26 protein-coding genes and 1 pseudogene are annotated in these 26,186 nt (G+C 69.0%); 11 read left to right on the top strand and 16 right to left on the bottom strand.

Going from position 1 to position 26,186, the window contains the following annotated elements:
- Positions 1–2: 2 nt before the first annotated feature.
- Positions 3–1,151, bottom strand: a complete 1,149-nt coding sequence (locus tag ACWCO2_RS25580) for a S1 family peptidase (RefSeq protein ID WP_450130301.1) — start codon at positions 1,149–1,151, stop codon at positions 3–5.
- A gap of 396 nt (positions 1,152–1,547) precedes the next feature.
- Here ACWCO2_RS25580 and ACWCO2_RS25575 point away from each other — a divergent pair, with 396 nt between their 5' ends.
- The 7 genes from ACWCO2_RS25575 to ACWCO2_RS25545 all read left to right on the top strand — a co-directional run bounded on the left by ACWCO2_RS25575 (position 1,548) and on the right by ACWCO2_RS25545 (position 7,298).
- Positions 1,548–2,183 (top strand): Maf family protein, encoded by a 636-nt coding sequence (locus ACWCO2_RS25575; RefSeq protein ID WP_450130300.1) that lies wholly within the window; start codon positions 1,548–1,550, stop codon positions 2,181–2,183.
- 276 nt (positions 2,184–2,459) lie between these two features.
- The gene (locus ACWCO2_RS25570) at positions 2,460–3,803 is read left to right on the top strand and encodes a dicarboxylate/amino acid:cation symporter (RefSeq protein WP_450130299.1); all 1,344 of its coding nucleotides are present in this window, start codon (positions 2,460–2,462) and stop codon (positions 3,801–3,803) included.
- A gap of 125 nt (positions 3,804–3,928) precedes the next feature.
- Positions 3,929–4,291, top strand: a complete 363-nt coding sequence (locus ACWCO2_RS25565; protein ID WP_450130298.1) for a DUF1707 SHOCT-like domain-containing protein — start codon at positions 3,929–3,931, stop codon at positions 4,289–4,291.
- A 61-nt stretch (positions 4,292–4,352) separates the two neighbouring features.
- Positions 4,353–5,000, top strand: coding sequence for a DUF3558 domain-containing protein (locus tag ACWCO2_RS25560; RefSeq protein ID WP_450130297.1), 648 nt, complete (start codon positions 4,353–4,355; stop codon positions 4,998–5,000).
- A 244-nt stretch (positions 5,001–5,244) separates the two neighbouring features.
- The gene (locus tag ACWCO2_RS25555) at positions 5,245–5,616 is read left to right on the top strand and encodes a hypothetical protein (RefSeq protein WP_450130296.1); all 372 of its coding nucleotides are present in this window, start codon (positions 5,245–5,247) and stop codon (positions 5,614–5,616) included.
- Positions 5,617–5,622: 6 nt separating this feature from the next.
- A complete protein-coding gene (locus ACWCO2_RS25550) occupies positions 5,623–6,510 on the top strand; it encodes a PPE domain-containing protein (RefSeq protein WP_450130295.1) in 888 nt (295 codons plus the stop codon).
- Positions 6,507–7,298 (top strand): ESX secretion-associated protein EspG, encoded by a 792-nt coding sequence (locus ACWCO2_RS25545; RefSeq protein ID WP_450130294.1) that lies wholly within the window; start codon positions 6,507–6,509, stop codon positions 7,296–7,298. Before ACWCO2_RS25550 ends, ACWCO2_RS25545 begins: the two co-directional genes overlap by 4 nt.
- Positions 7,299–7,463: 165 nt before the next feature.
- Here ACWCO2_RS25545 and glpD read toward each other — a convergent pair whose 3' ends face one another.
- The gene (glpD, locus tag ACWCO2_RS25540; RefSeq protein WP_450130293.1) at positions 7,464–9,200 is read right to left on the bottom strand and encodes a glycerol-3-phosphate dehydrogenase; all 1,737 of its coding nucleotides are present in this window, start codon (positions 9,198–9,200) and stop codon (positions 7,464–7,466) included.
- 232 nt (positions 9,201–9,432) lie between these two features.
- Positions 9,433–10,260 (bottom strand): DeoR/GlpR family DNA-binding transcription regulator, encoded by an 828-nt coding sequence (locus ACWCO2_RS25535; RefSeq protein WP_450130292.1) that lies wholly within the window; start codon positions 10,258–10,260, stop codon positions 9,433–9,435.
- A gap of 322 nt (positions 10,261–10,582) precedes the next feature.
- Between ACWCO2_RS25535 and ACWCO2_RS25530 the strand changes: the two genes are divergently transcribed.
- From ACWCO2_RS25530 to ACWCO2_RS25520, 3 genes are all read left to right on the top strand, one after another.
- Positions 10,583–11,338 (top strand): MIP/aquaporin family protein, encoded by a 756-nt coding sequence (locus ACWCO2_RS25530; protein ID WP_450130291.1) that lies wholly within the window; start codon positions 10,583–10,585, stop codon positions 11,336–11,338.
- A 36-nt stretch (positions 11,339–11,374) separates the two neighbouring features.
- Positions 11,375–12,880 carry a glycerol kinase GlpK gene (gene glpK, locus ACWCO2_RS25525; RefSeq protein WP_450130290.1) on the top strand — a complete coding sequence of 502 codons (1,506 nt, stop codon included), beginning with the start codon at positions 11,375–11,377 and terminating at the stop codon, positions 12,878–12,880.
- 478 nt (positions 12,881–13,358) lie between these two features.
- The gene (locus ACWCO2_RS25520) at positions 13,359–14,738 is read left to right on the top strand and encodes a hypothetical protein (protein ID WP_450130289.1); all 1,380 of its coding nucleotides are present in this window, start codon (positions 13,359–13,361) and stop codon (positions 14,736–14,738) included.
- 43 nt (positions 14,739–14,781) lie between these two features.
- Here the strand turns inward: ACWCO2_RS25520 and ACWCO2_RS25515 are convergent, their stop codons facing one another.
- From ACWCO2_RS25515 to ACWCO2_RS25475, 9 genes are all read right to left on the bottom strand, one after another.
- Entirely contained in the window at positions 14,782–15,198 is a 417-nt protein-coding gene (locus ACWCO2_RS25515; RefSeq protein WP_450130288.1) for a hypothetical protein, read from the bottom strand.
- Positions 15,195–16,178 (bottom strand): aldo/keto reductase, encoded by a 984-nt coding sequence (locus ACWCO2_RS25510; RefSeq protein WP_450130287.1) that lies wholly within the window; start codon positions 16,176–16,178, stop codon positions 15,195–15,197. The genes ACWCO2_RS25515 and ACWCO2_RS25510 overlap by 4 nt, the downstream gene beginning before the upstream one ends.
- On the bottom strand, positions 16,175–16,486 hold the full coding sequence (locus ACWCO2_RS25505; RefSeq protein ID WP_450130286.1) for an L-rhamnose mutarotase: 312 nt from the start codon (positions 16,484–16,486) through the stop codon (positions 16,175–16,177). Before ACWCO2_RS25505 ends, ACWCO2_RS25510 begins: the two co-directional genes overlap by 4 nt.
- Positions 16,487–16,500: 14 nt before the next feature.
- The gene (locus tag ACWCO2_RS25500) at positions 16,501–17,805 is read right to left on the bottom strand and encodes an L-fuconate dehydratase (protein ID WP_450130285.1); all 1,305 of its coding nucleotides are present in this window, start codon (positions 17,803–17,805) and stop codon (positions 16,501–16,503) included.
- Positions 17,806–17,814: 9 nt separating this feature from the next.
- Complete coding sequence (locus ACWCO2_RS25495; RefSeq protein WP_450130284.1) at positions 17,815–18,447, bottom strand: LysR family transcriptional regulator; 633 nt, start codon at positions 18,445–18,447, stop codon at positions 17,815–17,817.
- 1 nt (position 18,448) lies between these two features.
- Positions 18,449–19,117, bottom strand: a complete 669-nt coding sequence (locus ACWCO2_RS25490) for a low temperature requirement protein A (protein WP_450130283.1) — start codon at positions 19,115–19,117, stop codon at positions 18,449–18,451.
- 108 nt (positions 19,118–19,225) lie between these two features.
- Positions 19,226–19,789 (bottom strand): SDR family oxidoreductase, encoded by a 564-nt coding sequence (locus ACWCO2_RS25485; RefSeq protein WP_450130282.1) that lies wholly within the window; start codon positions 19,787–19,789, stop codon positions 19,226–19,228.
- Positions 19,774–19,980: a hypothetical protein gene (locus ACWCO2_RS25480; RefSeq protein WP_450130281.1), complete on the bottom strand. Its 207-nt coding sequence runs from the start codon at positions 19,978–19,980 to the stop codon at positions 19,774–19,776. Before ACWCO2_RS25480 ends, ACWCO2_RS25485 begins: the two co-directional genes overlap by 16 nt.
- Before the next feature lie 203 nt (positions 19,981–20,183).
- Positions 20,184–21,365 (bottom strand): macrolide family glycosyltransferase, encoded by a 1,182-nt coding sequence (locus tag ACWCO2_RS25475; RefSeq protein WP_450130280.1) that lies wholly within the window; start codon positions 21,363–21,365, stop codon positions 20,184–20,186.
- A 411-nt stretch (positions 21,366–21,776) separates the two neighbouring features.
- Between ACWCO2_RS25475 and ACWCO2_RS25470 the strand changes: the two genes are divergently transcribed.
- Positions 21,777–22,463 carry an MBL fold metallo-hydrolase gene (locus tag ACWCO2_RS25470; RefSeq protein ID WP_450130279.1) on the top strand — a complete coding sequence of 229 codons (687 nt, stop codon included), beginning with the start codon at positions 21,777–21,779 and terminating at the stop codon, positions 22,461–22,463.
- A gap of 5 nt (positions 22,464–22,468) precedes the next feature.
- On the opposite strand, the pseudogene ACWCO2_RS25465 reads toward ACWCO2_RS25470, so the two are convergent.
- The 4 genes and pseudogenes from ACWCO2_RS25465 to ACWCO2_RS25450 form a co-directional block, all read right to left on the bottom strand.
- Positions 22,469–22,777: pseudogene (locus ACWCO2_RS25465) on the bottom strand (class I SAM-dependent methyltransferase); the annotation flags it as partial.
- A gap of 52 nt (positions 22,778–22,829) precedes the next feature.
- Positions 22,830–23,858 (bottom strand): tetratricopeptide repeat protein, encoded by a 1,029-nt coding sequence (locus ACWCO2_RS25460; protein WP_450130278.1) that lies wholly within the window; start codon positions 23,856–23,858, stop codon positions 22,830–22,832.
- Between the two features lie 235 nt (positions 23,859–24,093).
- A complete protein-coding gene (locus ACWCO2_RS25455) occupies positions 24,094–24,492 on the bottom strand; it encodes a thiol-disulfide oxidoreductase DCC family protein (protein ID WP_450130277.1) in 399 nt (132 codons plus the stop codon).
- A 67-nt stretch (positions 24,493–24,559) separates the two neighbouring features.
- The gene (locus ACWCO2_RS25450; RefSeq protein ID WP_450130276.1) at positions 24,560–25,963 is read right to left on the bottom strand and encodes an NAD(P)H-quinone dehydrogenase; all 1,404 of its coding nucleotides are present in this window, start codon (positions 25,961–25,963) and stop codon (positions 24,560–24,562) included.
- Between the last annotated feature and the right edge of the window lie 223 nt (positions 25,964–26,186).

The following is a 26,186-nucleotide window of genomic DNA, read 5'->3' as shown; positions in this document are numbered from 1 at the left end:
GGTCAGCCCGTGACGAGGCTGAGGCCGTAGGCGTTGAGCGCCTCCTGCACCGGCTGGAAGTAGGTCGTACCGCCGCTGGTGCAGTTGCCGGAACCGCCCGAGGTCGTGCCCTGGGCCTGGTTCCCGCTGATGTACGAGCCGCCCGAGTCACCCGGCTCCGCGCAGACGTTGGTCTGGGTCAACCCGTAGACCGTGCCCTCGGCGTAGCGCACGGTCCGGTTCAGCGCCTGCACCGTTCCGCAGTGCCATCCGGTGGTCGAGCCCGAGCGGCAGATCGACGAGCCGACCGGGGCCACCGACGCGCCGGAGACCACGCGGCCGTAGCCGTTGTACATGTTCACCAGCCCGCGTGGCGTCCAGTTGGAGTTGACCGAGACCCAGGCGAAGTCGTCACCGGGGAACGACGAGCCCCGGAAGCTGCCCATCGCGACCTGGTTGTAGCCGGAGACCGCGGTCCCCGGAGTGCCGCAGTGCCCCGCAGTGACCATGCCCGCGGCACCAGAGGAGGTCCGCACCGGGAAGCCGACCGAGCAGCGCCCGCCGCCCATGTAGTAGGCGTCCCCGCCGATGAGGTCGTACAGCGGTCGCGGCGCTTCGGCGACCTCTTCCACCCGCACCGAGTCGTCGAGACTGCGGGCCTTGGCCAGGAAGTCCTCGGTGGCGGCGTCGCGCTGCGTGCGGTCGACCGACACGACGACGGAGTTCGACCGCACGTCCACGCGCCAGCCTGTGACGGACTGCGGCGCGGACGCATCCATGCTGTCCAAAGTGGACTTTGTGGCGTCGAGGTCCCGCTCGCTGTTGGACACCACGACGGCCTCCGCGCCGGCGGTGCGCGCAGCTTCCGCCGCACGTCCGTCGGTCACCGCGGCGACGAGCTTGCCACGCGCCGCGTCGAAGTAGGAACCGGCGAAGGCCTCGCCCGCGCTGCCGCGCACGGCCTCGTCCAGCCAGATCGCCTCGGCTTCCCGCGCCAGTCGGTCTTGCGCCTGCTGCTCGGTCAGCCCGAAGTCCCGCTGCATCGCGGCGAGCAGTTCCGGGGACACCTGCTGCTCCGCAGGTGCGGCATTGGAGGGCACCGCCAAGGCGGCGAGTGTGCCCGCCGCCAGCACCGCTGCACCCAACAACCGGGTGGTTCTGCTTCGACTCATGGTCGACTCCCTTGATCCATTTTTTGGGCAGGGATCACCCACGCACGACGGTCCGGCCGCGATGCGCGGGAGCTGGTACCCCGGCATCCGCCGGGGTCGAGGTGATGCGAACGACCGTCCGATGAGCAGGGCGGGAAGGGGGTGAACGCGAACCGACCGCGCGCACTGCGGCGATTCGTACAAGGACATTTAAAGAGCCCGTCACCGCACCGGACACCACCTTTCGGGGCATCCTGAGCGCCCGAATCCTGCCGCAGAACCCGGTTTTCGCGGCGGAACCGCCAGCGGTAGTACCGAGCAGTGGGCCGAGCGGGGCGAAAGCGGTTCGTCGCGGTTTTGCAAACCTTTTCAAGCCGGGAGCGGAACCGGCGCGGGACGGTCTCTACCATCGGCGGCGTGCGCTTCGTCCTCGCTTCCGCGTCCTCCGCTCGCCTCTCGGTCCTGCGTTCCGCCGGCATCGAGCCACTGGTGCGGGTTTCCGGCGTCGACGAGGACGCGGTGACCGCTTCGCTGGGCGATCCCACCCCGACCGAGCTCGTCACCGCCCTGGCGCAGGCCAAGGCCGACGCGGTCGCCGCCGAGATCAGCGCCGAGGAACCGGATGCGGTGGTCGTCGGCTGCGACTCGATGCTGCTGATGGCGCACGGCGAGATCGTCGGCAAGCCCGGCACGCGCGAGGCGGCCGCCAAGCGCTGGGCGCAGAACGCGGGCAACAGCGGCGAGCTGCTGACCGGGCACGCGATCGTCCGGATCCAGGGCGGCGAGGTCACCGCACGCACCAACGGACACCTGGGCACCACCGTGCGGTTCGGCGAGCCCAGCGAGGCCGAGCTGGAGGCCTACGTCGCGACCGGTGAGCCGCTGCACGTGGCGGGCGGTTTCACCCTCGAAGGCTTCGGCGGCTGGTTCATCGAGGGTGTCGACGGCGATCCGTCGAGCGTGCTGGGAATCAGTCTGCCGCTGACCCGCAAGCTGCTCACCGAGGTCGGCGTCAGCGTCGTGACGTTGTGGAGCACCCCGACTGCGGAGTGAGATCGGGCTTCCGGCACCCGAGTGAATGCGAACACAATTCGGTTACCCCTGGATGGGTTTCGCCGCGCGGCTGGTTACAAATGTTCGCGATGGACACCCTCCGACGGCTGTATCTGACTTCTCGCCTGCACGTCGATCTTCGACGGCAGGCCAGCTCCGTCTGTCTGTGATCGAGCGCGGCACGGCCGCTTCCTGAGAACCGCGCGCCCTCTCTTGCGCGCGCCGCTCGAATCCGAACTGCCTTCGAACCTCACTCCGCGAATCCGGGAGACCCCTGTGTCCACCTCCACTGGGCGATCGCGCCTGCGCTTCAACCCCAAGCTGTTCGCCGTGGCCGTCATCGCGTCGCTGGTGCTCGGCGCCCTGCTCGGCTACATCGCCAAGCAGACCGGCGCCGAATGGCTCACCACGACGCTGGACACCATCGGCTCGACCTTCACCAAGCTGCTCACGTTCACCGTGCTGCCGCTGATCTTCACCGCGATCGTGGTGGGCATCAACAGCCTGCGCGGCCTCGGCGGCGGCCGGACCGCGGCGCGCCTGGGCGGCAAGACCGCGCTGTGGTTCGCCATCACCTCGCTGATCGCGGTGGTGATCGGCCTGGCCGTCGGCTCGGTGTTCCAGCCCGGCAAGGGCCTGGTCATCGAACCCGACCCGGAGAAGCTGCAGGCCATCGGCGAGAAGACCCACGGCTCCTGGCTGGACCTGATCACCGGGCTGGTGCCCAGCAACCTGATCAGCGCCTTCTCCGAGGGCGAGACGATGCAGGTCGTGTTCATCGCGCTGATCATGGGTGCCGCCACCTACAGCCTCGGTGAGAAGGCAGCGCCGTTCGTCGAGTTCAACAAGGCCGCCTTCGAGGTCATCCAGCGCGTGCTCGGCTGGATCATCAGGCTCGCCCCGATCGGCACCCTCGGCCTGATCGGCAACGCCGTGGCCAGCTACGGCAACGAGTTCTTCGCGCCGCTGCTGAAGCTGATCGGCTCCACCTACGTGGCCTGCGCGCTGGTGCTGTTCGTGGTCTACCCGCTGCTGCTGGCGGTGGTCGCCAAGGTCAGCCCGCTGCGGTTCTTCGCCAAGTCCTGGAACGTGCTGCAGTTCGCGTTCGTCTCCCGCTCCTCCAGCGCCAGCCTGCCGCTGACCCGGCAGACCACCGAGGACCTGGGCGTTCCGGCGTCCTACGCCAACTTCGCGGTCCCGCTGGCCACGACCACCAAGATGGACGGCTGCGCCGCGATCTACCCGGCGGTCGGTTCGATCTTCATCGCGAACCTCTTCGGCATCAGCCTCGGCCCGGTGCAGTACCTGACGATCGTCGCGGTCGCGGTGTTCGGCTCGATCGCCACAGCCGGCGTCACCGGCTGGTTCACCATGCTGACGCTGACCACCGCCGCGCTGGGCTTCCCGGCCGAGGTGGTCGCCACCGGCATCGCCGTCGCCTACGCGGTGGACCCGATCATGGACATGATGCGCACCGCCACCAACGTCGCGGGCCAGATCGTGGTGCCGACCGTGGTCGCCCGCAGCGAGGGCCTGCTCGACGACGAGGTGCTGGCCAAGCCGAGCACCCCGCTGGTCGAGAGCAAGGCCGCCGACGAGACCAAGCTCGTCAACGCCTGATCCCACTCCGCCCGAAGGGCCCAGTCGACGCAGGTCGGCGGGGCCCTTCGACGTTTCGCGGAACAATGCCGGAACCCTCGGCTCACCCTGCTCGAACGAGGGTCCGCCGACCGTAGGATGGGGGCGTGGAGAAGGGACGGCGGGGCAAGGATCTCCGCATCGGCGACCCCGAGCGCGAAGGCGCGATGCGGCTGCTCGGCGAGCACTTCGCCGTCGGACGCCTCGACGTCGGCGAGTACGACGAGCGCTGCCGCCAGGTCGCCGCGGCCCGCTTCAGCTCCGAGATCGAGGCGCTGTTCGAAGATCTGCCCGATCCCCGGCCGATCCGCGTGCCCCAGACTCCCGAGCCACGCCCGGTGGCGGTGAAGGTCGCGCTCGCGGTCGGCGTGGCGGTGCTGGCCGTGCTGCTGCTCATCGTCGCCCGGCAGGCCGCCCTGATCGTGCTGCTCCCCCTGATCGCCGTGCTCTGGTTCACCTGGCGGCGCTGAGATCACGCGGTTCATCCAGAGGACCGCCTCGCCTCCGACCACGCTTCGTTACGGTGATGGCATGCACAGCTCGCGGATCACCGGGGCTCGGCGGTTGAGCGCGCTGCTCGCCGTCAGCACGCTCGCCCTCACCGGGTGCAGCCTTTGGCAGTCGCAACCGACCGCGGACACCGCGGCCCCACCACCGATGCCGCTGCCCACGACGAGCACCCCGCCCCCACCGCCACCACGGCCCTACGAGCTCAGCCTCGACGGCGTCGCGGCGTGCACGCTGCTCACCACCGCCCAGCGCAATCAGCTCGGCTTCGACCGCGACCCGCTGCCCGACTCCGAAGCGGGTTTCGGCAACGCGGCGACCTGCAGCTACCGCAACACCACCGCCAAGGTGGGCGCCCGGCTGGCGCTGATCACCACCGAGGGTATGGGGGTGTGGACCGACGACACCGCGCAGGTGGAGGCCACCCAGGTGATCGTCGGCGGATTCCCGGCGCTGGTCATCAAGACGCCCGGGCTCAACCTGTCCTGCAACGTGGCGGTGGACGTCGCCGAGGGCCAGCACCTCGACGTCCTGTACCGCGACGACGGCGGTCAACCGCCATCGCCGGTGGACCAGCTGTGCTCCGGGGCTCAGCGGGTCGCCGAGGATGCGGTGGCCACCCTGTCCTCGCCGGAGACCTCGGAACCTTCGCAGACCACGCAGCCGCGTTGATCACGTAGTGCGATCGGTTGCCCAATGCAAAGAGTGATACTCACCGCTTATGGAGCACTCCCCAGAGTGACGATTGATGACTACAGTGTCCGCTGGACGTTTAGTAGCTTGAGCACTCGGGCGTTCCGCTCACCGGCCAGGTGCCCGCACAACACCTGCCCGGCGCGTGGCCCCGCACAACCGCGCGTTCGAGCACGAGGGCCTGCACCCGCGATCAGGGCCCTTACCTGTGAGAGGGGAAAACGTGCCGCTAACTGCCCCGTGGGGCGACAGCTCGACCGAAGCCCTGCCGGGTGTGTCCGGCGGCTCGATGCAGGTCGAGCCCGCCGCTATCCCTAGGCTGGTCAACGCGCTGCAGGAATCGCTGGACGCGGTGGGCCTGCAGATCGAGCACGCCATCACCGAACTGCGCATCCGGCCGTGGGCCGGCGACCCGATCAGCGCCGTCGCCGCCGAGGAGTTCAACAAGCGGTCCCTCGGCGGCGACGACGACGCGCTGACCGCGTTATGCGGTTACCGCGACCAGCTGCAGGCTGCCGCTGAGTCCTTGGAACGCGCCAACCGCCAGTACTCGACCATCGACGGCGAGACCGCGATGGGCATCGGAGGCTGCTGACCAGCGATGAGCGACCACCGGTGGCAGGGGTACCGGCACCCCGAGCTGTACGCGCAGATCAACGAAGGTCCGGGAGCGGACGGTTCGACCAACAGCGTCCGGCGCTGGAGCGAGCTGACCCGCGCGCTCGGCGACATCGACGCCGGGCTGGCTTCCGTGCTGACCTCGGCGATGGCCGGGTGGACAGGAGCCGCGGCCGACAGCGCCCACGACGGGCTGCGCCCGCTGGGCAACTGGGCCGCGCTGGCCCAGGAGGCCACGAGCGTGATGAGGGAGCGGGCCGAGGAGCAGGCGGAGTTCATCGCCAAAGCTCGCCGTGACATGCCGCCGCCGGTGCAGGTCAGCGCGGAAGAACCGAATAGCGCGGAAACCCTGCTGACGCACCTCTTCGGCGGGCAGACCGACTACGAGGTCCAGGAGGCCAAGCAGCACGCGGCCGAGCAGCGCGCGTTCGACGTGATGCGCACGTACGAGGCGTCCACGCAGACCAACACGACGTCGCTGGCCTCGTTCACGCCGCCGCCGCAGGTCGTCGTGGACGTCCCGGCGAGCGGGGGTTCCAACATCTCCGCTGGTCAGCAGAACGTGACCATCAGCTGGGGTCCGACGAACGTGCCCGCGCCTCGCGGATCCACTAGCGCGACGCAGCGCAACGGCCAGCCGATCACCACCAGGTCCGGCAACATCTCGACGCGCGGCGGCGAAGGCCGATCCGCTGGTGCCGGACGGCCGACTGGCAACGAGCGTTCCGGCGGTAGCGGGCGAGGAAAGCCGGAGCAGCGCGACGAAACCGTGGACCAGAAGGTCACGGAGAAGGTCGGCAACCGGGGCGGTTTCTTCGACCTGGCTGAGTCGCCGTCCCGACCGGTGATCGGCGGCGAACCCGGACAATGACGTTCCCCGGAACCGCCCGGCAGCTCGACCTGTCGGCGCTGGAGTTCGACGTGCTCGCCGAGCACCTCGAGCTCGAAACCATGCCGCTGGTGCTCAAAGTCCCGTCCCCCGGCCGCACCCACACCGAACGCGCCCAGCTGGTCGACTCGGTGTGGCGCTCGCTGCACGGGCGCGACCTCGGGCGGCCGACCGACGTCGACGCGGACCTGGAGCGGATGCTGCGTCTGCTGGCCAACCCGGACCGCGAGGTCGACGGGCGGCTCTGGCTGGATCGCAGCGTGCGAGTGCTCGCCGCGGCGAAAGATGAAGAAGCGGTCCTGGTTGTCAAGGACGGCGACCAGCTGACCTTGCGCTCGGCATCAGCGAGTGGCTTGCCCCGCGAAGCGATCTCGGTGCTGCCGACGCTGCCACCAGGTCCCGGACGCTCGGTTTCGCTGCGCAGCAGCGACTTGGACTCCGCGGCGGAAGAAGCCGGCAACAACGTCGAGCAACTGACCAGCGCCCTGCAACACCGAGGCCTTCGCCCCGACGACGCGGAAACCCTGACCGGCATGGTTTCCGGGGTGGGCGCTCGCGGCCAATTCGGCGCAGCGGCCCGAGACCGCTTCGGCCGCCGAGCCCGAGCAGATCGGGTCGTCGGCTTCTTCGACACGACCCACGGCCGCTACGCCCAACTGCGCCGAGAATCCCCGTCCGGCGACGTCTGGAGCACGATCGCCCCGGTCGACGCCCGCCGCCTGACGGCCCACCTCGAAGAACTCCTCACCGAAGCAACCACCGACCGCTGACGGCTCCCCAGCGCAGATCACAGTTTCAATTGAAACTGTGATCCGGCGTGCCTAAGATTTACAGTTTCAATTGAAACTGTAAATTTCGGGGCCTGGAAACGAGATCCGGCGCCGATGTGCCGGGGAGCGGCACATCGACGCCGGGTCAGCGATGCTGGATCAGCGTCAGACCAGCGGTTCTTCGATGCCTTCGCGAGCCTCCGGGGCCGCCGAGCGCTTCGCGTCCGCCGCCTGGTCGTCGGGCTGGGTCTGCGAGTCGCGCTCCGCCTCGACGCGCTGGGTGTAGACCTCGACCTCGCGCGCCACCCGCTCGTCGTCCCAACCGAGGACGCTGGCCATCAGGCGGGCCACCGGCTCGGCGGAGTCGACACCGCGGTGCGGGTACTCGATCGAGATGCGGGTGCGGCGGGTGAGCACGTCCTCCAGGTGCAGGGCACCCTCGTGGCTGCACGCGTAAACCGCCTCGGCCTGCAGGTAGTTCGGCGAGGCCGGGATCGGCTTGAGCAGCTCCGGACGGTCGGCGGCCAGCGCCAGCACGTCGTGGATCTCCGAGCCGTAGCGGTCCAGCAGGTGCCGGATCCGGTACGGGTGCACGCCGTGCTCGGCGGCGAGCTGGTCGGCCTGGTTGATCAGCGCGTGGTAGCCGTCGGCGCCGACCAGCGGGACCTGGTCGGTGATCGAGGAGGCCATCCGGCCGGCGATGTCCGGGGACACGGCGTCGACCGCGTCGGCGGCCATGACCCGGTACGTCGTGTACTTGCCGCCGGCGATCGCGACCAGACCCGGGGCGACCCGCGCCACCGCGTGCTCGCGGGACAGCTTCGAGGTCTCCTCGCTCTCCCCGGCCAGCAGCGGGCGCAGTCCCGCGTAGACGCCCTCGATGTCGTCGTGCTTCAGCGGAGTCGCCAGCACCTTGTTGACGTGCTCGAGGATGTAGTCGATGTCGGCCTTGGTCGCGGCCGGGTGCGCCAGGTCGAGGTTCCAGTCGGTGTCGGTGGTGCCGACGATCCAGTGGTTGCCCCACGGGATGACGAACAGCACCGACTTCTCGGTTTGCAGGATGATCCCGGACTCGGCGACGATGCGGTCGCGCGGCACCACGATGTGCACGCCCTTGCTGGCGCGCACGCGGAACCGGCCGCGGCCGCCCGACAGGTGCTGCAGCTCGTCGGTCCAGACACCGGTCGCGTTGATCACGGCCTGCGCGCGGACCTCGGTCTCGGCACCGGTCTCGACGTCGCGGACCCGCACGCCTGCGATCCGGTCGGCTTCCCGGATGAACCCGTTGACCTGCGTGGAGTTCATGACCACCGCGCCGTAACGGGCCGCGGTGCGGGCGACCGTCATGGTGTGGCGGGCGTCATCGGCCTGCGCGTCGTAGTAGCGGATGCCACCGATCAGCGCGCTGCGCTTCATCGCGGGCACCATCCGGAGCGCACCGGCGCGGGTGAGGTGCTTCTGGCCCGGCACCGAGCGGGCGCCGCCCATGGTGTCGTAGAGGAACAGACCGGCCGCGGTGTACGGGCGCTCCACGAACCGCTTGGTCAGCGGGTACAGGAACGGCACCGGCTTCACCAGGTGCGGCGCGATCCGGGTGAGCATCAGCTCGCGCTCCCGCAGGGCCTCGCGGACCAGCGAGAACTCCAGCTGCTCCAGGTAGCGCAGGCCGCCGTGGAACAGCTTGCTGGACCGGCTCGACGTACCGGAGGCGAGGTCGCGGGCCTCGACCAACGCGACCTTCAGGCCGCGGGTCGCGGCGTCCAGCGCGGCGCCGGCACCGGTCACGCCGCCGCCGATCACCACCACGTCGAACTCCTCGGAGCCCAACCGCCGCCAGTTCTCGGCCCGTTCGGTAGGCCCCAACGTGCCCTTCAGCCGGTTCTCGGTCTTGTCTTCGGACACCCGTCCTCCTCGCTCGAATCGCGTCCCACCAGGTCTTTCAGCGGCGGCGGAAGCCGCTCGCGGGGTGGGACTCAGCTTGCTCCGCTGCGTGCACTCGCAGACCTTCGCTCGAGGACAACCCCGGGCCCGGAAGGCGATCGCGGGACACCGCCCGCGCCATCGCGCAAGTCACTTGCAACGCACTTTCCAACGCCCACCGCCGACGCGGGAACCGGACCTTGACGAATGGTCATCATGCCCGACCAGCACGGTCCGTGCCCGGTGCGACACCGCGCGTATTTCCTGCCTGCTCGACCAGCGCACCGCGGTCGCGCAACACCTCGATGTCGGCGCTGCTGGTCTTGGAATCGACGATGACGATGTCGAAGTCCTCGACCGGCGCCACCGCGTGCAACGCCCGCCGCTCGAACTTGGTGTGGTCGACGTAGAGCACCCGGCGCTGCGCGGAGGCGAGCATCGCCTTCTTGATCTGCACCATCTCCTGCTGGGGGTAGCAGCAAATCCCGCCGGTGACCGCGGAAACCGACATGATCGCCAGGTCCACCCGCAGGTTGCGCAGCGCGTCCAGCGCCATGCCGCCGACGAAAGCGTCCGCCCACGGCAGGTAGTCGCCGCCCACGCAGATCAAGCTGATGCCCGGCGCGTTGCGCAGCTCGACGAACACGCCGCGGTGGTTGGTGACCACGGTCAGCGGCGCGCGCTCGGGCAGCAGGCGGGCCAGGTAGACACCGGTCGTCGAGTCGTCCAGCACCAGCGCCTGACCGGGTTCGACCAGCTCGACGGCGGCGCGGGCGAGTTCTTCCTTCGCCGCTTGGTTCTGCGGCAGGCGGTACTCCGACGCCGCTTCGTAAAGCAGTGACGACGCAGCGGAGACGTTGCCCCGGTTGCGGTGCACCAAGCCCTGCGACTCCAGGTCGGAGAGGTCGCGGTAGACGGTCATCGCGCTGGCGCCGATGGTCGCGACGAGGTCGTCGATGCGCAGGGTTCCCTCGGCCATCACCAGCTCGGTGATCTTGCGCCTGCGGTCCTGCTGCTTCTCAGACGGACGCCGAGCGGACATCGTCGTCCTCCCCTTCATTCCCACACCAAGCAACTCGATAAAAACACCATCAGAGGTGTCTTGCAGCGTTGTTTTCCCCAAGTCTAATGTTACCGCTGAGTATGGAGCGGCATCGGGTCACGCTGCTGCCGGAACCGGGTCCGATCCAGCCCCGCGCGGTCGATCCAGGGCGTTGGGCGGTACGGAGCAACCCGGTACCCACGACTGGCAGCACGCATGGACACGTGTTCACATGCGGCAGTACCGTCCCGATCCACTCCATGTCGGACAGTCACGAAATCCCGCCTGTGCCAACGGCGGCATGAAGAGGGGAACGACAAGAATGGCGACGAGTCTCGGGGAGATCTTCCTCTGGGAGTTGATGGGGACAGCGGTACTCACGCTGATGGGCTGCGGTGTCGTGGCCAACACTGTGCTGCGCAAGTCCGCCGGTCACAACGGCGGCTGGCTGCTGATCAACTTCGGCTGGGGGTTCGCGGTCTTCGCCGGCGCCAGCATCGCCGAACCCACCGGCGCCCACATCAACCCGGCAGTCACCCTGGGGCTGGCGGTGAACGGTCAGGTGCCGTGGTCCGAGGTGCCCGTCTACATCATCGCGCAACTCATCGGTGGCAGCCTGGGCGCCGTGCTGTGCTGGGCGGCTTACAAGCTGCAGTTCGACACCCACGACGACCCGGCCAACACCCTGGGCATCTTCTCCACCGCGCCGACCGTGCGCAACGCACCGTGGAACCTCGTCACCGAGATCATCGGCACCTTCGTGCTGGTCTTCTGGATCATCCTCAGCCCGCAGGCGGGCCCGGGCGGCACGGACGGCGTGCCGACCTTCGGCAACTCGGCGCTCGGCTACGCCGCGGTCGCCTTCATCGTGATCGGCATCGGCAACTCGCTCGGCGGCCCGACCGGCTACGCCATCAACCCGGCACGTGACCTCGGCCCGCGCATCGCCTATGCGATCCTGCCCATCCGCGGCAAGGGCTCGGCCGACTGGGGCTACTCGTGGGTGCCGATCGCCGGCCCGATCATCGGTGGTGTGCTGGCGGGTGCGCTGGCCCTCGTACTGCCCATCGCCAGCTGACCAGACTTTCGTCCACATAGGAAGGTAGAACGACAGATGGCCTCTTATGTCGCCGCCATCGACCAAGGCACGACCTCGACCCGGTGCATGATCTTCGACCACTCCGGTCGCGTCGTCTCCGTCGACCAGGTCGAGCACCGCCAGATCTTCCCGAAGGCAGGCTGGGTCGAGCACGACCCGGTCGAGATCTGGACCAACACCCGGCAGGTCTGCGCGGGCGCGCTGGCCAAGGCAGACCTGGTGTCCACCGACGTTGTCGCCGTCGGCATCACCAACCAGCGCGAAACCACCGTGGTGTGGGAGAAGGCCACCGGCAAGCCGGTGTACAACGCGATCGTCTGGCAGGACACCCGCACCGACGAGATCGTCAACGTCCTCGCCGCCGGCGAGAACGGGCAGAACCGGTACCAGCGCAAGACCGGTCTGCCGCTGGCGACCTACTTCTCCGGCCCCAAGGTGAAGTGGATCCTGGACAACGTCGACGGCACCCGCGAGCGCGCTGAGCGCGGCGAGCTGCTGTTCGGCAACATGGACACCTGGATCCTGTGGAACTGCACCGGCGGTCCGGACGGCGGTCTGCACGTCACCGACCCGACCAACGCCTCCCGCACGATGCTGATGGACCTCGAGCGGCTGGACTGGGACGCCGACATCTGCGCCGACCTCGACGTACCGATGGCGATGCTGCCGGAGATCCGCTCCTCCTCCGAGGTGTACGGCAAGTTCCGCGAGCGCGGCGTGTTCGCCGGAATCCCCATCGCGGGCATCCTCGGCGACCAGCAGGCGGCCACCTTCGGTCAGGCCTGCCTGTCGCCCGGCGAGGCCAAGAACACCTACGGCACCGGCAACTTCGTGCTGCTCAACACCGGAACCGAGCGCGTGATCAGTGAGAACGGGCTGCTCACCACGGTCGGTTACAAGATCGGCAGCAACGACACGGTGTACTGCCTGGAGGGTTCGATCGCGGTCACCGGTTCGCTGGTGCAGTGGCTGCGGGACAACCTCGGCATCATCTCCGACGCCCCGGAGATCGAGCAGGTCGCCAGCACCGTCGACGACAACGGTGGCGCCTACTTCGTGCCCGCGTTCTCGGGTCTGTTCGCGCCACACTGGCGTTCCGACGCGCGCGGCGCGATCGTCGGCCTGACCCGCTACGTCAACCGCGGTCACCTGGCCCGCGCGGTGCTGGAGGCGACCGCGTTCCAGACCCGCGAGGTGATCGAGGCGATGAACGCCGACTCCGGTGTTCCGCTGAAGTCGCTGAAGGTCGACGGCGGCATGGTGAAGAACGAGCTGCTGATGCAGTTCCAGGCCGACGTCCTCGGCGTGCCGGTGATCCGCCCGGTGGTCGCGGAGACCACGGCGCTGGGTGCGGCCTACGCGGCCGGCCTCGCGGTGGGCTTCTGGACCAGCGAGGAGGACATCCGCTCGAACTGGGCCAAGGACAAGCAGTGGGACCCGCAGATGCCGTCCGAGCTCCGCGAGAAGGAGTACGCGAACTGGCAGAAGGCGGTCTCCAAGACCCTGAACTGGGTCGACTGATCCGCTGAAACAAAGGCGCGGCCCGCACCTCGAGGTGCGGGCCGCGCCTTCTTGTCCACTGTGGATATCCCCGACGTGGCTCCCCCGGGGCGGATCGGAGGGAACCACGCTTCGGGAAGGCGGAGCGCCTGCCCCGGCTCTGCTCGCCCTCGGCAGCGCCGGGGCGGCGAGTCGAGGGGCGCTCACCACCGGGAGGTCGGTCGCTGCCGCGAGATCGCTGCCCTTCGAGCTCGTCCCTCCAGCAAGACGCCTGGCCGAACCCGAGGTTGCTCCTCGATTCGAGGAAGCACAGCAGGCGCAGATTTCGGCGGAACCGTATTCGACCTCGCTCCGTCACACCTCCAGCTCGACACCCGGCATTCGAAATCGCTGTCGAGCTCGGGAATTTCCCTTTTCTGGTGATATTTCCCACTGAGCACGAACGTCCCATTAATCCGGATCTCGTCCGCAGTGGGCGCGCGCTTAGTAGGTTTGACGGATGAAGAACGGGAACAGAGCCGCAGCTCTGGTCGTGTCGGGCTTACTGGTCGGGGCGGTCTCGGCGTGCGGGACCGCGGACCCCACCGTCGGTCCGGCGAAGATCGACGCGGAATCCCGGATCACCGCCCCTCCCGGTTTCGACGCCGAATCCGGTTGGGAGTACAAGCCGGCCTGGATGCCCGCGCTCGAACCGCTGTCGGTCGCCACCTCGAAGTCCGGGCAGATCGCCCACCTCGACCAGACCCAGGAGGGCTACGTCCTGCGGGTCCGCGAAGCCGCTTCGGGCGACGAGGTCTGGAGCAGCGCGCCCTGGAGGGCGCCCGACCTGACCAAGTCGCAGCTGGAAGGCCCGTACTCGGAGGACCGCGATCTGACGATGACCGTGCCTCGAGTCATGCGCATCACCAGCGGCGGCAAGGAGTACTTCGCCGTGGTGGCCTACGGCGAGAAGGGCGCGGATCAGCTGCACGAGGCCGAAGACGGGCTCTCGATGTCCTTCTACCCGACCGACAGCTCCGGTGACTCGGTCGCCCCGGTCTCCTCCACCGACCTGCCCGACGCCTACGCAGAGACCGATCTGCAGTCCACTCCGGCCGGTCTGCTGGCCCAGGACCACTCTGGCTCCTCGTGGCTCGTCGACCCGGCCACCGGCAAGACGACCGAAACCCCGGACGCGGCGGAGGATTGGAAGGACACCCCCGTCTTTCCCACATCGAAGGGCCCGGTCCGCAACGGCAGCAACGGCGGTTTCGGCATCCCCGGCGGCTGGCGCAGCGACCAGGTGGCGCCGCCGGGCGTTCCTGCGATGCTGGGCGACCTGCACAAGGACGACGGGTGGTTGACGCGCCCGAAGACCGATTACAACGGCGAGATCAGCGGCGCGGTGGAAGGCCACCTGCTCGCGCAGTGGACCATCCCGGGCACCAACGACATCGTCACCTCGGTGCACGATCCGGAAACCGGACGGGTGGAAGCGACTGCCCAGTGCTATGTTTCGACGCGGTGGGGCGTGGACTTCATCATCCCCAAGTCGGTCACCTCGGGCCTGATCCCGGCGCTGTCCCCGAACGGCCAGTACCTGGCCGCCGATGGTGCGCTGTTCGACCTCAAGTCCGGCAAGGGTTTCTGCTCCGACACCGGTGACCGCGCCAAGGAGATCAGCCTGGTCTCGGTCGGCGACGACGGCACCGCCTACGGCTGGGCCGCGGGCGATGACGACGACGCCCCGAAGATCCCGGTCTCGGTCACCATGCAGGGCAGCACCGCGCTACCCCCGGGAACTCAGATCCCGACCGCGGTGCTCGGCGACACGGGCGTTTTCGTCTCGGACCCCAGCCTGGACGCCGCCAGGTTGGCCGTCATCCCCAAGAACGGCTGATCGGTCGAGGTCGGGCGGCATTCCCCGCCCGACCTCGCCGTGCTCAGCTGAAGTCGCCGGTGTGGTCCACCGCCCACTCGGCGAAGGTGCGGGCAGGGCGTCCCGTCTCCTGCTGCACGGTCGGCACCGCTGGGACGGGGTTCCGCCCGGACTGCGCCCGGTAGCCGATCAGGGTGTCCGCGACGGCTTCCGGCAGCCCCTCCGCGACCATGCGGGCCTTCGCCTGCGCCGGGGTTTCCTCCTCGAAGCGGACGTCCTGGCCGATCGCAGCACCGATCGCGCGCACCTGGTCGACCACGCTGATCAGTTCCGGGCCGGTCAGCAGGTAGGACTTCCCGGCGTGCCAGTCCTGAAGCAACGCGGTGACCGCGACCGCGGCGACGTCGTCCTCGTGGATGGGTGCCTCCCCTGATCGGACTCGGGCCCGGCACGCTAAGGCCTCGAGCGCACTCGAGGTCAAGCGTCGGGCAACGACACACCGGTCGGCAGCAGCTCCGCCTCGACCAGTTCCTCCCACACCGCAGACGGGACCGGCCGCTCGAAAAGCGCGGCGTTGCGGTGTACTTCGTCGGTCGACCTGGCTCCCACGACGACGCTGGCGATGGCCGGGTGCGCGCGGGTGAAGGCCATCGCCACCTGCGGAAGGCTCGCACCGTACCGGTGGACCACTGCGGCGATCCGGGCGGCTTTCGCGCGCAGCTCCGGCGACGCAGGCGCGTAGTCGAACATCGCCTCCGGGCTGGGCTCGTCGGTGGCCAGGACACCGCCGTTGAACACGCCGGCCGCCAGCACCGATACGTTGCGGCGCAGGCACATCGGCAACATGGTTTCGGCGGCGGACTGCTCGAGCAGCGTGTAGCGGCCGGCGAGCATCACCGCGTCCACGTCGGTCTCGGTCGCGAACCGCTCCAGCATCCGCCACTGGTTCATGCCGACGCCGACCGCACCGATCACGCCTTGGGCACGCAGCTCGTGCAGCGCCGGGTACGCCTCATCAACCGCCTGCGGCCAGTGGTCGTCGGGGTCGTGGATCAGCACCAGATCCACGCGGTCCAGGCCGAGCCGTCGCAGGCTGGTCTCCAGCGACCGCCGCACCCCGTCCGCGCTGAAGTCCCACACCCGCTCGCGGTCGGCGGGCACGTCGAAACCCGCGGGATCTCGGGAACCCGCGGTTCGCGGGCTCGGCACCAGCAGCCGGCCGACTTTGGTCGACACGACCAGCTCCGACCGCGGCCGTCCGGCCAGTGCCGTGCCGAGGCGGCGTTCGGCCAGTCCGAGTCCGTAGTGGGGCGCGGTGTCGAAGTAGCGGATCCCCGCTTCCCACGCAGCATCCACCGCGCCGAGCGCGGTTTCCTCGTCGACCGCGCGGTAGAGGTTCCCGATGACCGCGCCGCCGAATCCGAGCGGGGACACCGCGACGTCCGAGCCGCCGAGCTTCACGGCAGCTCCCACACCTGCCGGAGACCGGTGTCCTCGCCCGAGTAGTCGTCCTCGACCGCCAGCAGCTCCGACATCCGCGCCTGCCAGGCCACGTTGACGGGGTGGTCGCGCAGCGCCCGGCGCATCGCCTCGTAGTCCTCGACCTCCACGACGTGGAACAGGTCCAGGCCGTCGCGCCAGATCCGCCAGCTGTGCACACCGGCTTCGCGCAGCGCCGCGTCCAGCTCGGCCGGGATCACCGCGTGCACCTGCTCGTACTCGGCTTCGCGTCCCGGTTCCAGCTTGGTGCGCAAGGCGATTCGCTGCATCTGCTCCCCTTCCCTCACCCGCCGGCCCACACCGGCCCGTCGGGGTAGCTGTGCTCGCGCAGCGACTCCGAGCGCAGCTGCGCGGAGAAGCCCGGACGCCTCGGGGCCCGGTAGTGCCCGTTCCGGATCACCACGGGGTCCACGAAGTGCTCGTGCAGGTGGTCGACGTATTCGACGACGCGGCCGTCGATGGATCCGGACACCGCGACGAAGTCGAACATCGCCAGGTGCTGCACCAGTTCGCACAGCCCGACCCCGCCCGCGTGCGGGCACACCGGAACCCCGAACTTCGCCGCCAGCAGCAGGATCGCCAGGTTCTCGTTGACCCCGGCCACCCGCGCGGCGTCGAGCTGCAGGAAGGACAGCGCTTCGGCCTGCAGCAGCTGCTTGAACACCACGCGGTTGGCGACGTGCTCCCCGGTGGCCACCTGGACCGGTGCGACGGCCGAGGCGATGGCGGCGTGCCCCAGCACGTCGTCCGGGCTGGTCGGCTCCTCCACCCACCACAGGCCGAAGGGCGCCAGCTCGCGGATCCAGCTGATCGCGGTGGGCACGTCCCAGCGCTGGTTGGCGTCGACGGCGATGCGGACGTCCGGTCCGACCTCTTCGCGAGCGATCCGCAGCCGCCGCACGTCGTCGTCGAGGTCCGCCCCCACCTTCAGCTTCAGCAGCGGGAATCCCTGGTCCACCGCTTCGCGGCAGAGCCTCCGGAGCTTCTCGTCCGAGTAGCCCAGCCAGCCCGGGGTCGTGGTGTACGCCGGGTAGCCATCGCGGAGGATTTCTGCGGTTCGCTCCGCGCGGCCGGGCTCCGCTCGGCGCAGGATGTCCAGCGCTTCCTCCGGGGTCAGCGCATCGCTGAGGTACCGGAAGTCGACCAGGTCGACGATCTGCTCCGGGGACAGCTCGGCGAGCAGCTGCCACAGCGGTTTCCCGGCCCGCTTGGCCTTCAGGTCCCACAACGCGTTGATCACGGCGCCGATCGCCATGTGCGCCACGCCCTTCTCCGGACCCAGCCAGCGGAGTTGCGAGTCGTGCACGAGTTCCCGCCACACCGAGCCGAGATCGTCCAGCACCTCGCCCAGCGGGCGACCGACCACAAAGGACTCCAGTGCCCGGATCGCCGCGACCTGCACATCGTTGCCGCGGCCGATGGTGAACGCGAACCCGTGGCCTTCCAGCCCGTCGTCGGCATCGGTCTCGATCACCACGTAAGCCGCCGAGTAATCGGGGTCCGGGTTCATCGCGTCCGAACCGTCCAGCTCCCGCGAGGTCGGGAACCGGACGTCGCAGGTCCGCAAACCGGTGATCAGCGCAGCCATCAGGCCACCTCACTTCCGCCCACCACAGGTATAACGGCCCGTGCTCGCGATGCCAAGATCACCGACACCACCGTCAGCTGGGCTCAGGACCTGTTTTCGAACTCGTTTTGCGTGGCTGTGCTCGGCGGCAACTGCGACCTGCAACCGCTGGTGGACGAGGGTGGCTCGGTTGAGGCCGTGGGCAGGTGCCATGGCTCGACACAACCCGAGGTCGAGTTCTCCGGCGAGCAGCTGCTTCTCGAGTTCAGCGGGATAGCGCTGGTTGACGTCGGTGGCCAGGTCCGGGTGTTCGGCGTGCGCTTGACGCAGCAGCGCGGTGACCTCGTCGCCGGTGACTGCCGGGACGTGCCCTATGCGCAGCACCTCCGATTCGCCGCGACCGATCCGCCGCGCGCGTTCCAACGCGGAGCGGGCCACGCCTCCCAGCACGCGGGCGTCGGCGATCAGCGCCTCCCCTGCGGGCAGCACTGCCACGCCAGTGGTGGTGCGTTTGAGCAGGTCGACACCGACTTCGCGTTCGAGCGCGCGGATCGAGGTGGACAGTGCCTGCTGGGACAGGTGCAGGCGCGCTGCGGCGCGGGTGAAGCTACCCTCCTCCGCCACCGCGACGAGATGTCCCAGCTTGTACAAGTCCAAGCCCACGTCACGCCCTGCTTTCCGCGCTGCCTTCAATGCCGAGGCGATTGGCGACCAACGTCGCGGCCAGCACCAGAGCCATACCCACCACGGCACCGCCCAAGCCGATCAGCCGGGTGCTGAACGGCAGTGCCAGCAACACGATGGCGCCCGCCACGACGATCGCGAAGTTCCGCACCGCGCCGGTCGCCGCGAGGCGGTGCAGCACCCCGAGCGCGAGCAGCACTAGGACGACCGGCACCGAGACCGCGAATGCCGCCGCTTGATCGCTGACGTGCGAGCGGTGTCCCGCGGTGTCCACCGCGACTTCGAGGCCCGCCCCCAGCGCAGCGATCGCGGCGAACACCACGACGTGGCCGTAACCCCAGGACAGCGCGATGCGCACGCTGCTGAGGTGCGGCTCTCCTGCGGCGAAGTAGGTCCACCACACGACGAAGACCAGCACGAGGCCACCGGCGGCGATCATGATCAGCGACGGCAAAATCCCGAATTCGGCCAACGCGGACTGCACCGCCGTGAGCGCACCGAGGATGACCTCGCCGAGCACGATGATGGTGAACAGGCTGTACCGCTCGGCGATGTGCTCCGGGTGCCAGCTGGTGGGCCGGCTCCACTCCGCCCACGCCGGAACGGCCAGCTCAGCGATCAACAGCCAGCGGGTCCTCGCCAGGTTCACCACAGTTCCCCTCTTCCACGCCGGCAACCAGAGCTGCCCCGATCATGCTCCGCTGCTGCGGTGCGGCAGGTGGTCGCCCCTCCTGACCATCTGCCGCACCGGAGGCGGTCACCTTGTGGTGTAGCCGCCGTTCGGGAACATCGTCTGCCCGGTGAACCACCAGCCCTCGGTGGCCAGGAACCGGATCACCGGCACGATGTCCTCGATGTGGGTGAGCTGGTTGCCCATGCCCTGGGACTTGTGGAACTCAACCCGCTCCGGGGTCTCCTGCGGGTAGAAGAACGGCGTGTCCATCGGCCCGGGTGCCACCACGTTCACCGAGATGCGGCGGTCGGCGAACTCCTTGGCCGCGGCGCGGGTGAAGTGCTCCAGCGGAGCCTTGCCCCCGGCGTAGGTGGAGTAGCCGTCGGTGAACGCCGAGAGCAGCGAGGTGCCCAGGCTGATGATCTTGCCGTCGTCGTTGAGCCGGCGCCCGGCCTCCTGGATGAAGAAGTACGCCGCCTTCGCGTTGATCGCGAACATGCGGTCGAATTCTTCCTCAGTGGTCTCCAGGATCGGCTTGCACAGCACCATCCCGGTCGTGTTCACCGCGACGTCGACCCCGCCGAAGGTGTCCACTGCGGTGTCGAACAGCCGACGTACCTCGCTGACCTGTGTCAGGTCGCCCTGCACCGAGATGCCTCGGAACCGGCTTCCCGCACCGCGTTAACGGTCTTTTCCGCCTCCGCGGCCGAGGAGTCGCTGTTGTAGTGCACGACGACCTTCGCGCCCTCGTCCGCGAACGTCATCGACAGCAGACCGCCCAGGTTCTTGCCTCCGCCGCCGATGACAGCGACCTTGTCCCGCAGGCTCCGCTCCGCCATGGTTCGCCCGTTCCTTCCGGCATCGCTGCTGGTCCTCGACCTCGTCGAGGTCGCATCCCGACGGTAGGCAGCCGAAGCGGGCAGCCGGAAACAGAACATCCGGGTGCGACCACAAGCTCTGTGGATATGCCCAGCTCGGACGGGTCGCGTCGACCTGGGCGCACCACCCGCCGGAGTGCCCCGGCGGGTGGTGTCCGGAGGGACTACAGCAGTCCCTCGACGATCTCGACGGCCCGTGACAGACCACCGGCTTCTTCGATCTCGCGTCGCATGTCCGCCAGCCGGTTCCGGACCCCCTCATCCGAGGTGACCTTTTCCAGCGCAACGCGCAGCTGCTCTGGCGTGGCGGTCGCACCGTCCAGCTGAACGCCCAGGCCGAGTTCCTCGATCCGGGCCGCGTTCATGAACTGGTCGGCGGCCTGCGGAACCGCGATCAGCGGCACGCCGTGGCGCAGGCCCTCCATCGTGCCACCCATACCGGCGTGCGTGATGAACGCGCTGGCCTGGGACAACATCCGGAGCTGCGGAATCCACCGGTGCACTTCGAAGTTCGCCGGGACCTCACCGAGCTCGGCCGGGTCGATTGCCTTCCCGACCGCCAGCACCACGTGCCAATCGAGGTCGGCGAACGCCCGCAGGCACCGCCGGTAGAAGTCCAAGCGGTCGTTGTAGGCCGAACCCAGCGAGATCACCAGGACCGGCCGGTCGTCCGGCGCCTGCCAACTCCCCTGCGACGCCCGCTCGGTCAGCATCGGGCCGACGAACGTGTACACGTCCGCCGCCTGATCCCCGAAGTACTGGAAGCTCCGCGGGATGGTCACGATGCAGCGACGCGGATGCAGCAAGTCGTGGTTCGTCAACGTCACGCCCTGCTCGGCGAAGTACGCGTCGTACGCCTCCTCCACCGCCGTCGTCTCCGGGGTCGGCGTCAGGTCCAAGACCGACTCCAGCCCTTCTGTGTAGACGTGGGTCGGACACAGCTGGAGCGCGGGCACTCCCCACTTCTCGGCGAGGACGAGGAAATCTCCGAGGTCGTAGACCACGAGATCGGGCCGATCCCCCGCGAACGCCTCTTCGAGCTGTGGCACGACGGATTTGGTCTCCTCGAGGAACATCCAGCGCGCTTCGGTTCCCTCCGTCGGCCACTCCTGCCGGGTCGCGTTCGGCGACCCCGGCAGCATCGAGTCGTAGTGGACCGGTGTCGCCCCGGCCTCGGCCACCTGGTCGGCGAACGGCTCGGTCACCGCGTAGCTGACGCGATGGCCGCGGTTCACCAGCTCGGTGATCAGCCCGAGGGTCGGGTTGATGTGACCGTGCGCCGGAATGGTGAAGAACGCGATGTGCGCGGGCCGGGTGCGGTACGCGTTCTGGGCAGAGTTCGTCATCTGCTGGGTACTCCTGATCGGAAACAGCCTCGGCGCAACGAGGGACACGTCAAAACAGGTCGGTGGGCGCGCCCGGGGAACCGAGCCCACGTCGCTGCGACCGCGAACGTCCGAAGACGACTCGCGGTGTGCGATCAGGCCGGGGGTACGGGATCAGCGGGCGGAGTGCACCGCCCCGCCGAATCGATGCGGGCGCGTGGAAAGGCATGACGAAGCAGGCGACACGAAGTCGCCGCGCCATGCACTCATCGGGAGCTCGATCAGATGTAGAGCTGCAACTGCACCATGCGGACAGGCTAACGCAGCCAGCTCGCCGGTGTCGCGCCATTTTCGGCGGGCAACCGGTGGCAATGCCGTTCGCCCGCGACGAAACCGCGCCGCAGCAACCTGATTCGCACCTACCGTGCAGCTATGGACGTCGACCTCGTCGTGCCCGGCCTCTACCACCTGCGCCCCGAATTCGGCCAGGCGTACCTCTGGTTGGACGGACGCTCCGCGACCCTCATCGACACCGGGATCGCCGGCTCCGGCCCGGCCATCACCGCACTGCTGACCGAGCTCGATGCCGAGCTGGAGCGGATCGTCATCACCCACGGCCACGAGGACCACGCGGGCTCCGCTGCGGAGCTCCGCGCGGCCACCGGCGCACCGGTGCTGGCGCACGCCGGGGACGTGGCCGTCATCCAGGGCGAACGACCGCGCCCCGACCCGGTGCTGCTCGACTGGGAACGACCGCTGTTCGACAGCATCACCCCGAACGTTCCCCTGCCACCGCCGTGCCCGGTGGACCAGGAGATCGCCGAAGGCGACGTGCTCGACTTCGGCGGCGAAGCCCGCGTGCTCTCGATCCCCGGTCACACCGACGGAAGCATCGCTCTGCACTTGTCAAAGAGCAAAACCCTGTTCACAGGGGACACGATCGCCAACGTCGGCGAGGTCATGCTCGGCACGTTCAACCTGGATCGAGCGAAGACGATCGAATCGTTCCGCCGCCTCGCCGAACTGGACACCGAGGTCGCCTGCTTCGGCCACGGCGACCCGATCACCCGCAACGCAGGGTCAGAACTCCGCACAACAGCAGCAAAACTCACCACCTGATTGCTCGTCATCGAGCCCACCTCGAACCGCAGACCCGGGTGGTTGCGGCGGGCCACCTCGATCATCCCGGGCGAGAGATCGATGCCGAAGGCGTCGACACCGAGCTCGCTCAGGTGGGCGGCGACCTCTCCGGGACCGCAACCGACGTCGACCACCGGCCCCCCGCCGGCAGCCCGCACGCTTTCGGCGAACAACGCCAAAGCCGCGCGCAGGTACTGGTTTCCTGCGATGGCACCGCGCACCTGGTCGGCGTAGCTGACCGCGACCGTGTCGTACGAGGTTCGGGTGTCGATCAACCAACCGTTCGCGTTCATGTCCCAGCACGGTGGTCCACGGCCCCGACCCCGCAGCCGAGCAAGCCTCGGGTCACGCCACCAGTTCGAGGAGGTCGTCGAGCGCGTCCTGGACCATCTTCCTGGTGTGGCGGAGTTCCTGGGAGTCCAATGTGTCCAGGAGGGCCCGCAGGTCGCGCTCGGTGGCTGGTCGTGGTCGGCCGAGCTTGTCGCGGCTCTTGATCAAGCCCAGTTCGGCCAGCGCCGCACCGCGCGGTTCGTTGATGGCGCGGAACATCTTCTGCGCCTCCTGGTAGGTGCGGACCGCTTCGCCGTACCAGCAGGCGCGGAACAGGACGTTGCCGCGCATCTTCCGGTTGTAGGCCAGCGCGCTGGACAGATCCATCCGGCGGCAGATCTGCTCGCCCCGCGACAGCAGGCGCAACGCTTCGTCGTGCTCCCCGCGCAACGACAGCACGTCGGCCATTCCTCGCAAAGCCCAGGCGAGACCGCGCTCGTCGCCGCCGTCCTCGGCGATCTGCCCGGCTTCGGCGAAGCGCTCCCACGCCGCGTCCAGGTCGCCCGCGTTGCGGTCAAGCTGAGCGAGCCCTTCGAGCGCCCACACCGTGTGCCGGCACTCGCCCCGCTTGCGGGCTTCGGCGAGCAGTTCCACGTGGAGTTTGCGTGCCCTCTCGTAGTCACCGCGGATCCGCAGCGTTTCGGCGATTCCGGCGACCGAGTACCCGAGCGCCACCACATCACCCGCCTTGGTCGCCATGTCACGAGCGAGCTCGAGCCAGCGCAGCGAAGCCGTCATCTGTCCACATTGGCGAGCCAAGGTGCCGCCGTTCCACAGCGCCCACGCCATCGAACCCGGCGCGTCCGCGTTCCTGGCCGCCCGGTAGCTGGCGCGCCAGGCCACGTTGGCCTCGGCGATCTTGCCCACTCGTCGGCACGCCTCGGACTCCAGCAACTTCGCCTGGGCGAGCGCCTGATCGTCGCCTTCCTCCAGCGCGCGAGCGACTTCCTCACGCGCCTCGGCCAAGGCCTGCACGTAGTTCGTGTTCACCGACATGCTCCGGAACTTCCCCTGGAACTCCGGTGCGGACGCCTGGCTGCTCATCTCGGCCACCTCGCATTTCGAACCGCGTTGGTGCCAAGACGCACCAATCTCGCTGAGGGCCGGTTCTCCCCGTCGATCCCCTGAGAACGGGGAGAACCGGCCTACTAAACCCCCGACGCCATCCAAGTTATGGCGCGACGAGGGGTCAGCGGATCAGCCGATGTGTCAGGCGAAGTCGACCGATCGGCCAGGAACAAGAGGGGCCTTCTCGTACTTTCGGCCGAGATCTAAAAGATCAGGAACGGTCCGAACGGCCCGGACGTTCTTCATCCGGCAGCCGACATGCCGGGGTATCGCCGGGCAGCCGGTAGCGGTTCGCGGCGATCGCCCGGTAAGCCCACTCGGCCAACGTCCGCAGCACCGGCGCGGACAGCGCCAAACCGGCCACCGGCCAGGGTGTGCGGCAGCTCTTGAGCAGCTCGGCAACGGCGGCCGCGCCGCCGAAGACCCGGCCGGACGGCGCCACCCACAGCACCTCGTGCCGCGCTCGGTCCGGGGTCGTCCGGTAGGCGGCGAGATCGGCCTCCTGCCACGCCAGCACGCGCATCCGCACCGGCAGGCGCTCGGCCAGCCGAACGCTGCGCGTGCAGAAACCGCAGTCGCCGTCGTAGATCAGCACCGGAGATTCGATCATGACAACTCCTCCCCGTCGAGTCCCCAGCCGGGAACCCGGCGAGCCGCAGGCGGGGAGGCCTGCGAGATCAGTCCAGGTCGTCGTGGCGCATCAGCAGCCGGCCGGCCTCGGTGAGCGAGCCGGACAGCGACGGGTACACCGAGAACGTGTTGGCCAGGTTGTCCACGGTCACCTGGTTCTGCACGGCGAGCGCGATCGGCAGGATCAGCTCGCTGGCGTTCGGCGCCACCACGACACCGCCCACCACCACGCCGGTTTGCGGGCGGCAGAAGACCTTGAGGAATCCGCGGCGCAGGCCTTCCATCTTCGCGCGAGGGTTGGTGGCCAGCGGCATCATCACTGTCCGCGCCGGCACCTCGCCGCTGTCGATCGCCTGCTGGCTGATGCCGACGGTGGCGATCTCCGGGTGGGTGAAGACGTTCGCAGCGACCGTCTTGAGCTTGATCGGGGTGACGCCCTCGCCCAGCGCGTGCCACATCGCGATCCGGCCCTGCATGCCCGCCACCGAGGCCAGCAGCAGCAGACCGGTGCAGTCACCGGCGGCGTAGACGCCCGGCACGGACGTCCGCGACACCCGGTCGACCGGGATGTAACCGCCGCGGTCGGGCTCGACGCCGATCCGGTCCAGCCCGATGTCGGTGGTGTTGGGGACCGAGCCGACGGTCATCAGCGCGTGGCTGGCCTCGACCTGGCGCCCGTCGGCCAGGTGGATCAGCACGCCGGAATCGGTGCGCTCCACCTTCTCGGCGCGGGCGTGCTTGACGACCTCGGTGCCGCGCTCGGCGAACACCTCTTCGAGTACCGCCGCCGCGTCGGCGTCCTCGTGCGGCAGCACGCGGTCACGGCTGGAGACCATGGTGACCTTGACGCCCATCTCGGTGTAGGCGGAGGCGAACTCCACACCGGTGACGCCGGAACCGATCACCGCCAGGTGCTCGGGTAGTTCGGGCAGGTCGAACAGCTGCCGCCAGGTGAGGATCCGCTCCCCGTCCGGCTCTGCTCCCTTGAGGACCCGCGGCGTGGCGCCGGTGGCGATCAGCACGACGTCGGCGGTCAGCTCCTCGTAGCCGCCGTCGGCGAGGTCGACGCCGACCTGGTGCACGGCCATGCCCTTGGCCGGGTTGGTGAAGCGCGCTCGACCGGGCAGGATCTTCACACCTTCGCGGCGGACCCGGGACCGGATGTCGGCGGACTGCGCGAGCGCGAGGCCCTTCACCCGGCCGTGCACGACCGCCACGTCGACGTCGGAGTCCTCGGTCTTCGCGCGGATGCCGAGCTCGCGGGCATCGCGGTACGCCGAGCGCGCGCCCGCGGAGGCGATGAAGGTCTTCGACGGCACGCAGTCGTAGAGCACGCAAGCCCCGCCCAGGCCTTCCGGCTCGACCAGCGTGACCTCCGCCCCGTTCGACGCGGCGACCAGTGCCGCCTCGTAGCCCGCCGGGCCGCCTCCCATGATCACGATGCGGGTCACTTCGCGTTCCTCCCCGATGCCTGCCTGTGGGCGCCAAACTCACCGTACGCTGCGCGTAGCCCGGTCAATTCGGGTGGTGTCGCCCGAATTGACCATCGTGGCGCGCCCCACAGCACCGCAATGACCGAGCGTCACCGCGCAGGCGAGTCGACGGTGCAACCGGTGACGACGGCGGGTTCGGTCTGCACCCACTTTTGTGACGCGATCCGCGCCGCCGCTCGGG

It is taken from the genome of Saccharopolyspora sp. NPDC002376 (assembly GCF_053593195.1).
This window is presented reverse-complemented; position numbering and strand designations above follow the sequence as displayed.

Coding starts and splice junctions, on each gene's coding strand:
- ACWCO2_RS25470 (WP_450130279.1), top strand. CDS start 21,777: ATGGACGTCGACCTCGTCGTGCCCGGCCTCTACCACCTGCGCCCCGAA.
- ACWCO2_RS25545 (WP_450130294.1), top strand. CDS start 6,507: ATGACGTTCCCCGGAACCGCCCGGCAGCTCGACCTGTCGGCGCTGGAG.
- ACWCO2_RS25560 (WP_450130297.1), top strand. CDS start 4,353: ATGCACAGCTCGCGGATCACCGGGGCTCGGCGGTTGAGCGCGCTGCTC.
- ACWCO2_RS25480 (WP_450130281.1), bottom strand. CDS start 19,980: ATGGCGGAGCGGAGCCTGCGGGACAAGGTCGCTGTCATCGGCGGCGGA.
- glpK (WP_450130290.1), top strand. CDS start 11,375: ATGGCCTCTTATGTCGCCGCCATCGACCAAGGCACGACCTCGACCCGG.
- ACWCO2_RS25455 (WP_450130277.1), bottom strand. CDS start 24,492: ATGATCGAATCTCCGGTGCTGATCTACGACGGCGACTGCGGTTTCTGC.
- ACWCO2_RS25530 (WP_450130291.1), top strand. CDS start 10,583: ATGGCGACGAGTCTCGGGGAGATCTTCCTCTGGGAGTTGATGGGGACA.
- ACWCO2_RS25500 (WP_450130285.1), bottom strand. CDS start 17,805: ATGGCTGCGCTGATCACCGGTTTGCGGACCTGCGACGTCCGGTTCCCG.
- ACWCO2_RS25475 (WP_450130280.1), bottom strand. CDS start 21,365: ATGACGAACTCTGCCCAGAACGCGTACCGCACCCGGCCCGCGCACATC.
- ACWCO2_RS25535 (WP_450130292.1), bottom strand. CDS start 10,260: ATGTCCGCTCGGCGTCCGTCTGAGAAGCAGCAGGACCGCAGGCGCAAG.
- ACWCO2_RS25520 (WP_450130289.1), top strand. CDS start 13,359: ATGAAGAACGGGAACAGAGCCGCAGCTCTGGTCGTGTCGGGCTTACTG.
- ACWCO2_RS25580 (WP_450130301.1), bottom strand. CDS start 1,151: ATGAGTCGAAGCAGAACCACCCGGTTGTTGGGTGCAGCGGTGCTGGCG.
- ACWCO2_RS25550 (WP_450130295.1), top strand. CDS start 5,623: ATGAGCGACCACCGGTGGCAGGGGTACCGGCACCCCGAGCTGTACGCG.
- ACWCO2_RS25460 (WP_450130278.1), bottom strand. CDS start 23,858: ATGAGCAGCCAGGCGTCCGCACCGGAGTTCCAGGGGAAGTTCCGGAGC.
- ACWCO2_RS25505 (WP_450130286.1), bottom strand. CDS start 16,486: ATGCAGCGAATCGCCTTGCGCACCAAGCTGGAACCGGGACGCGAAGCC.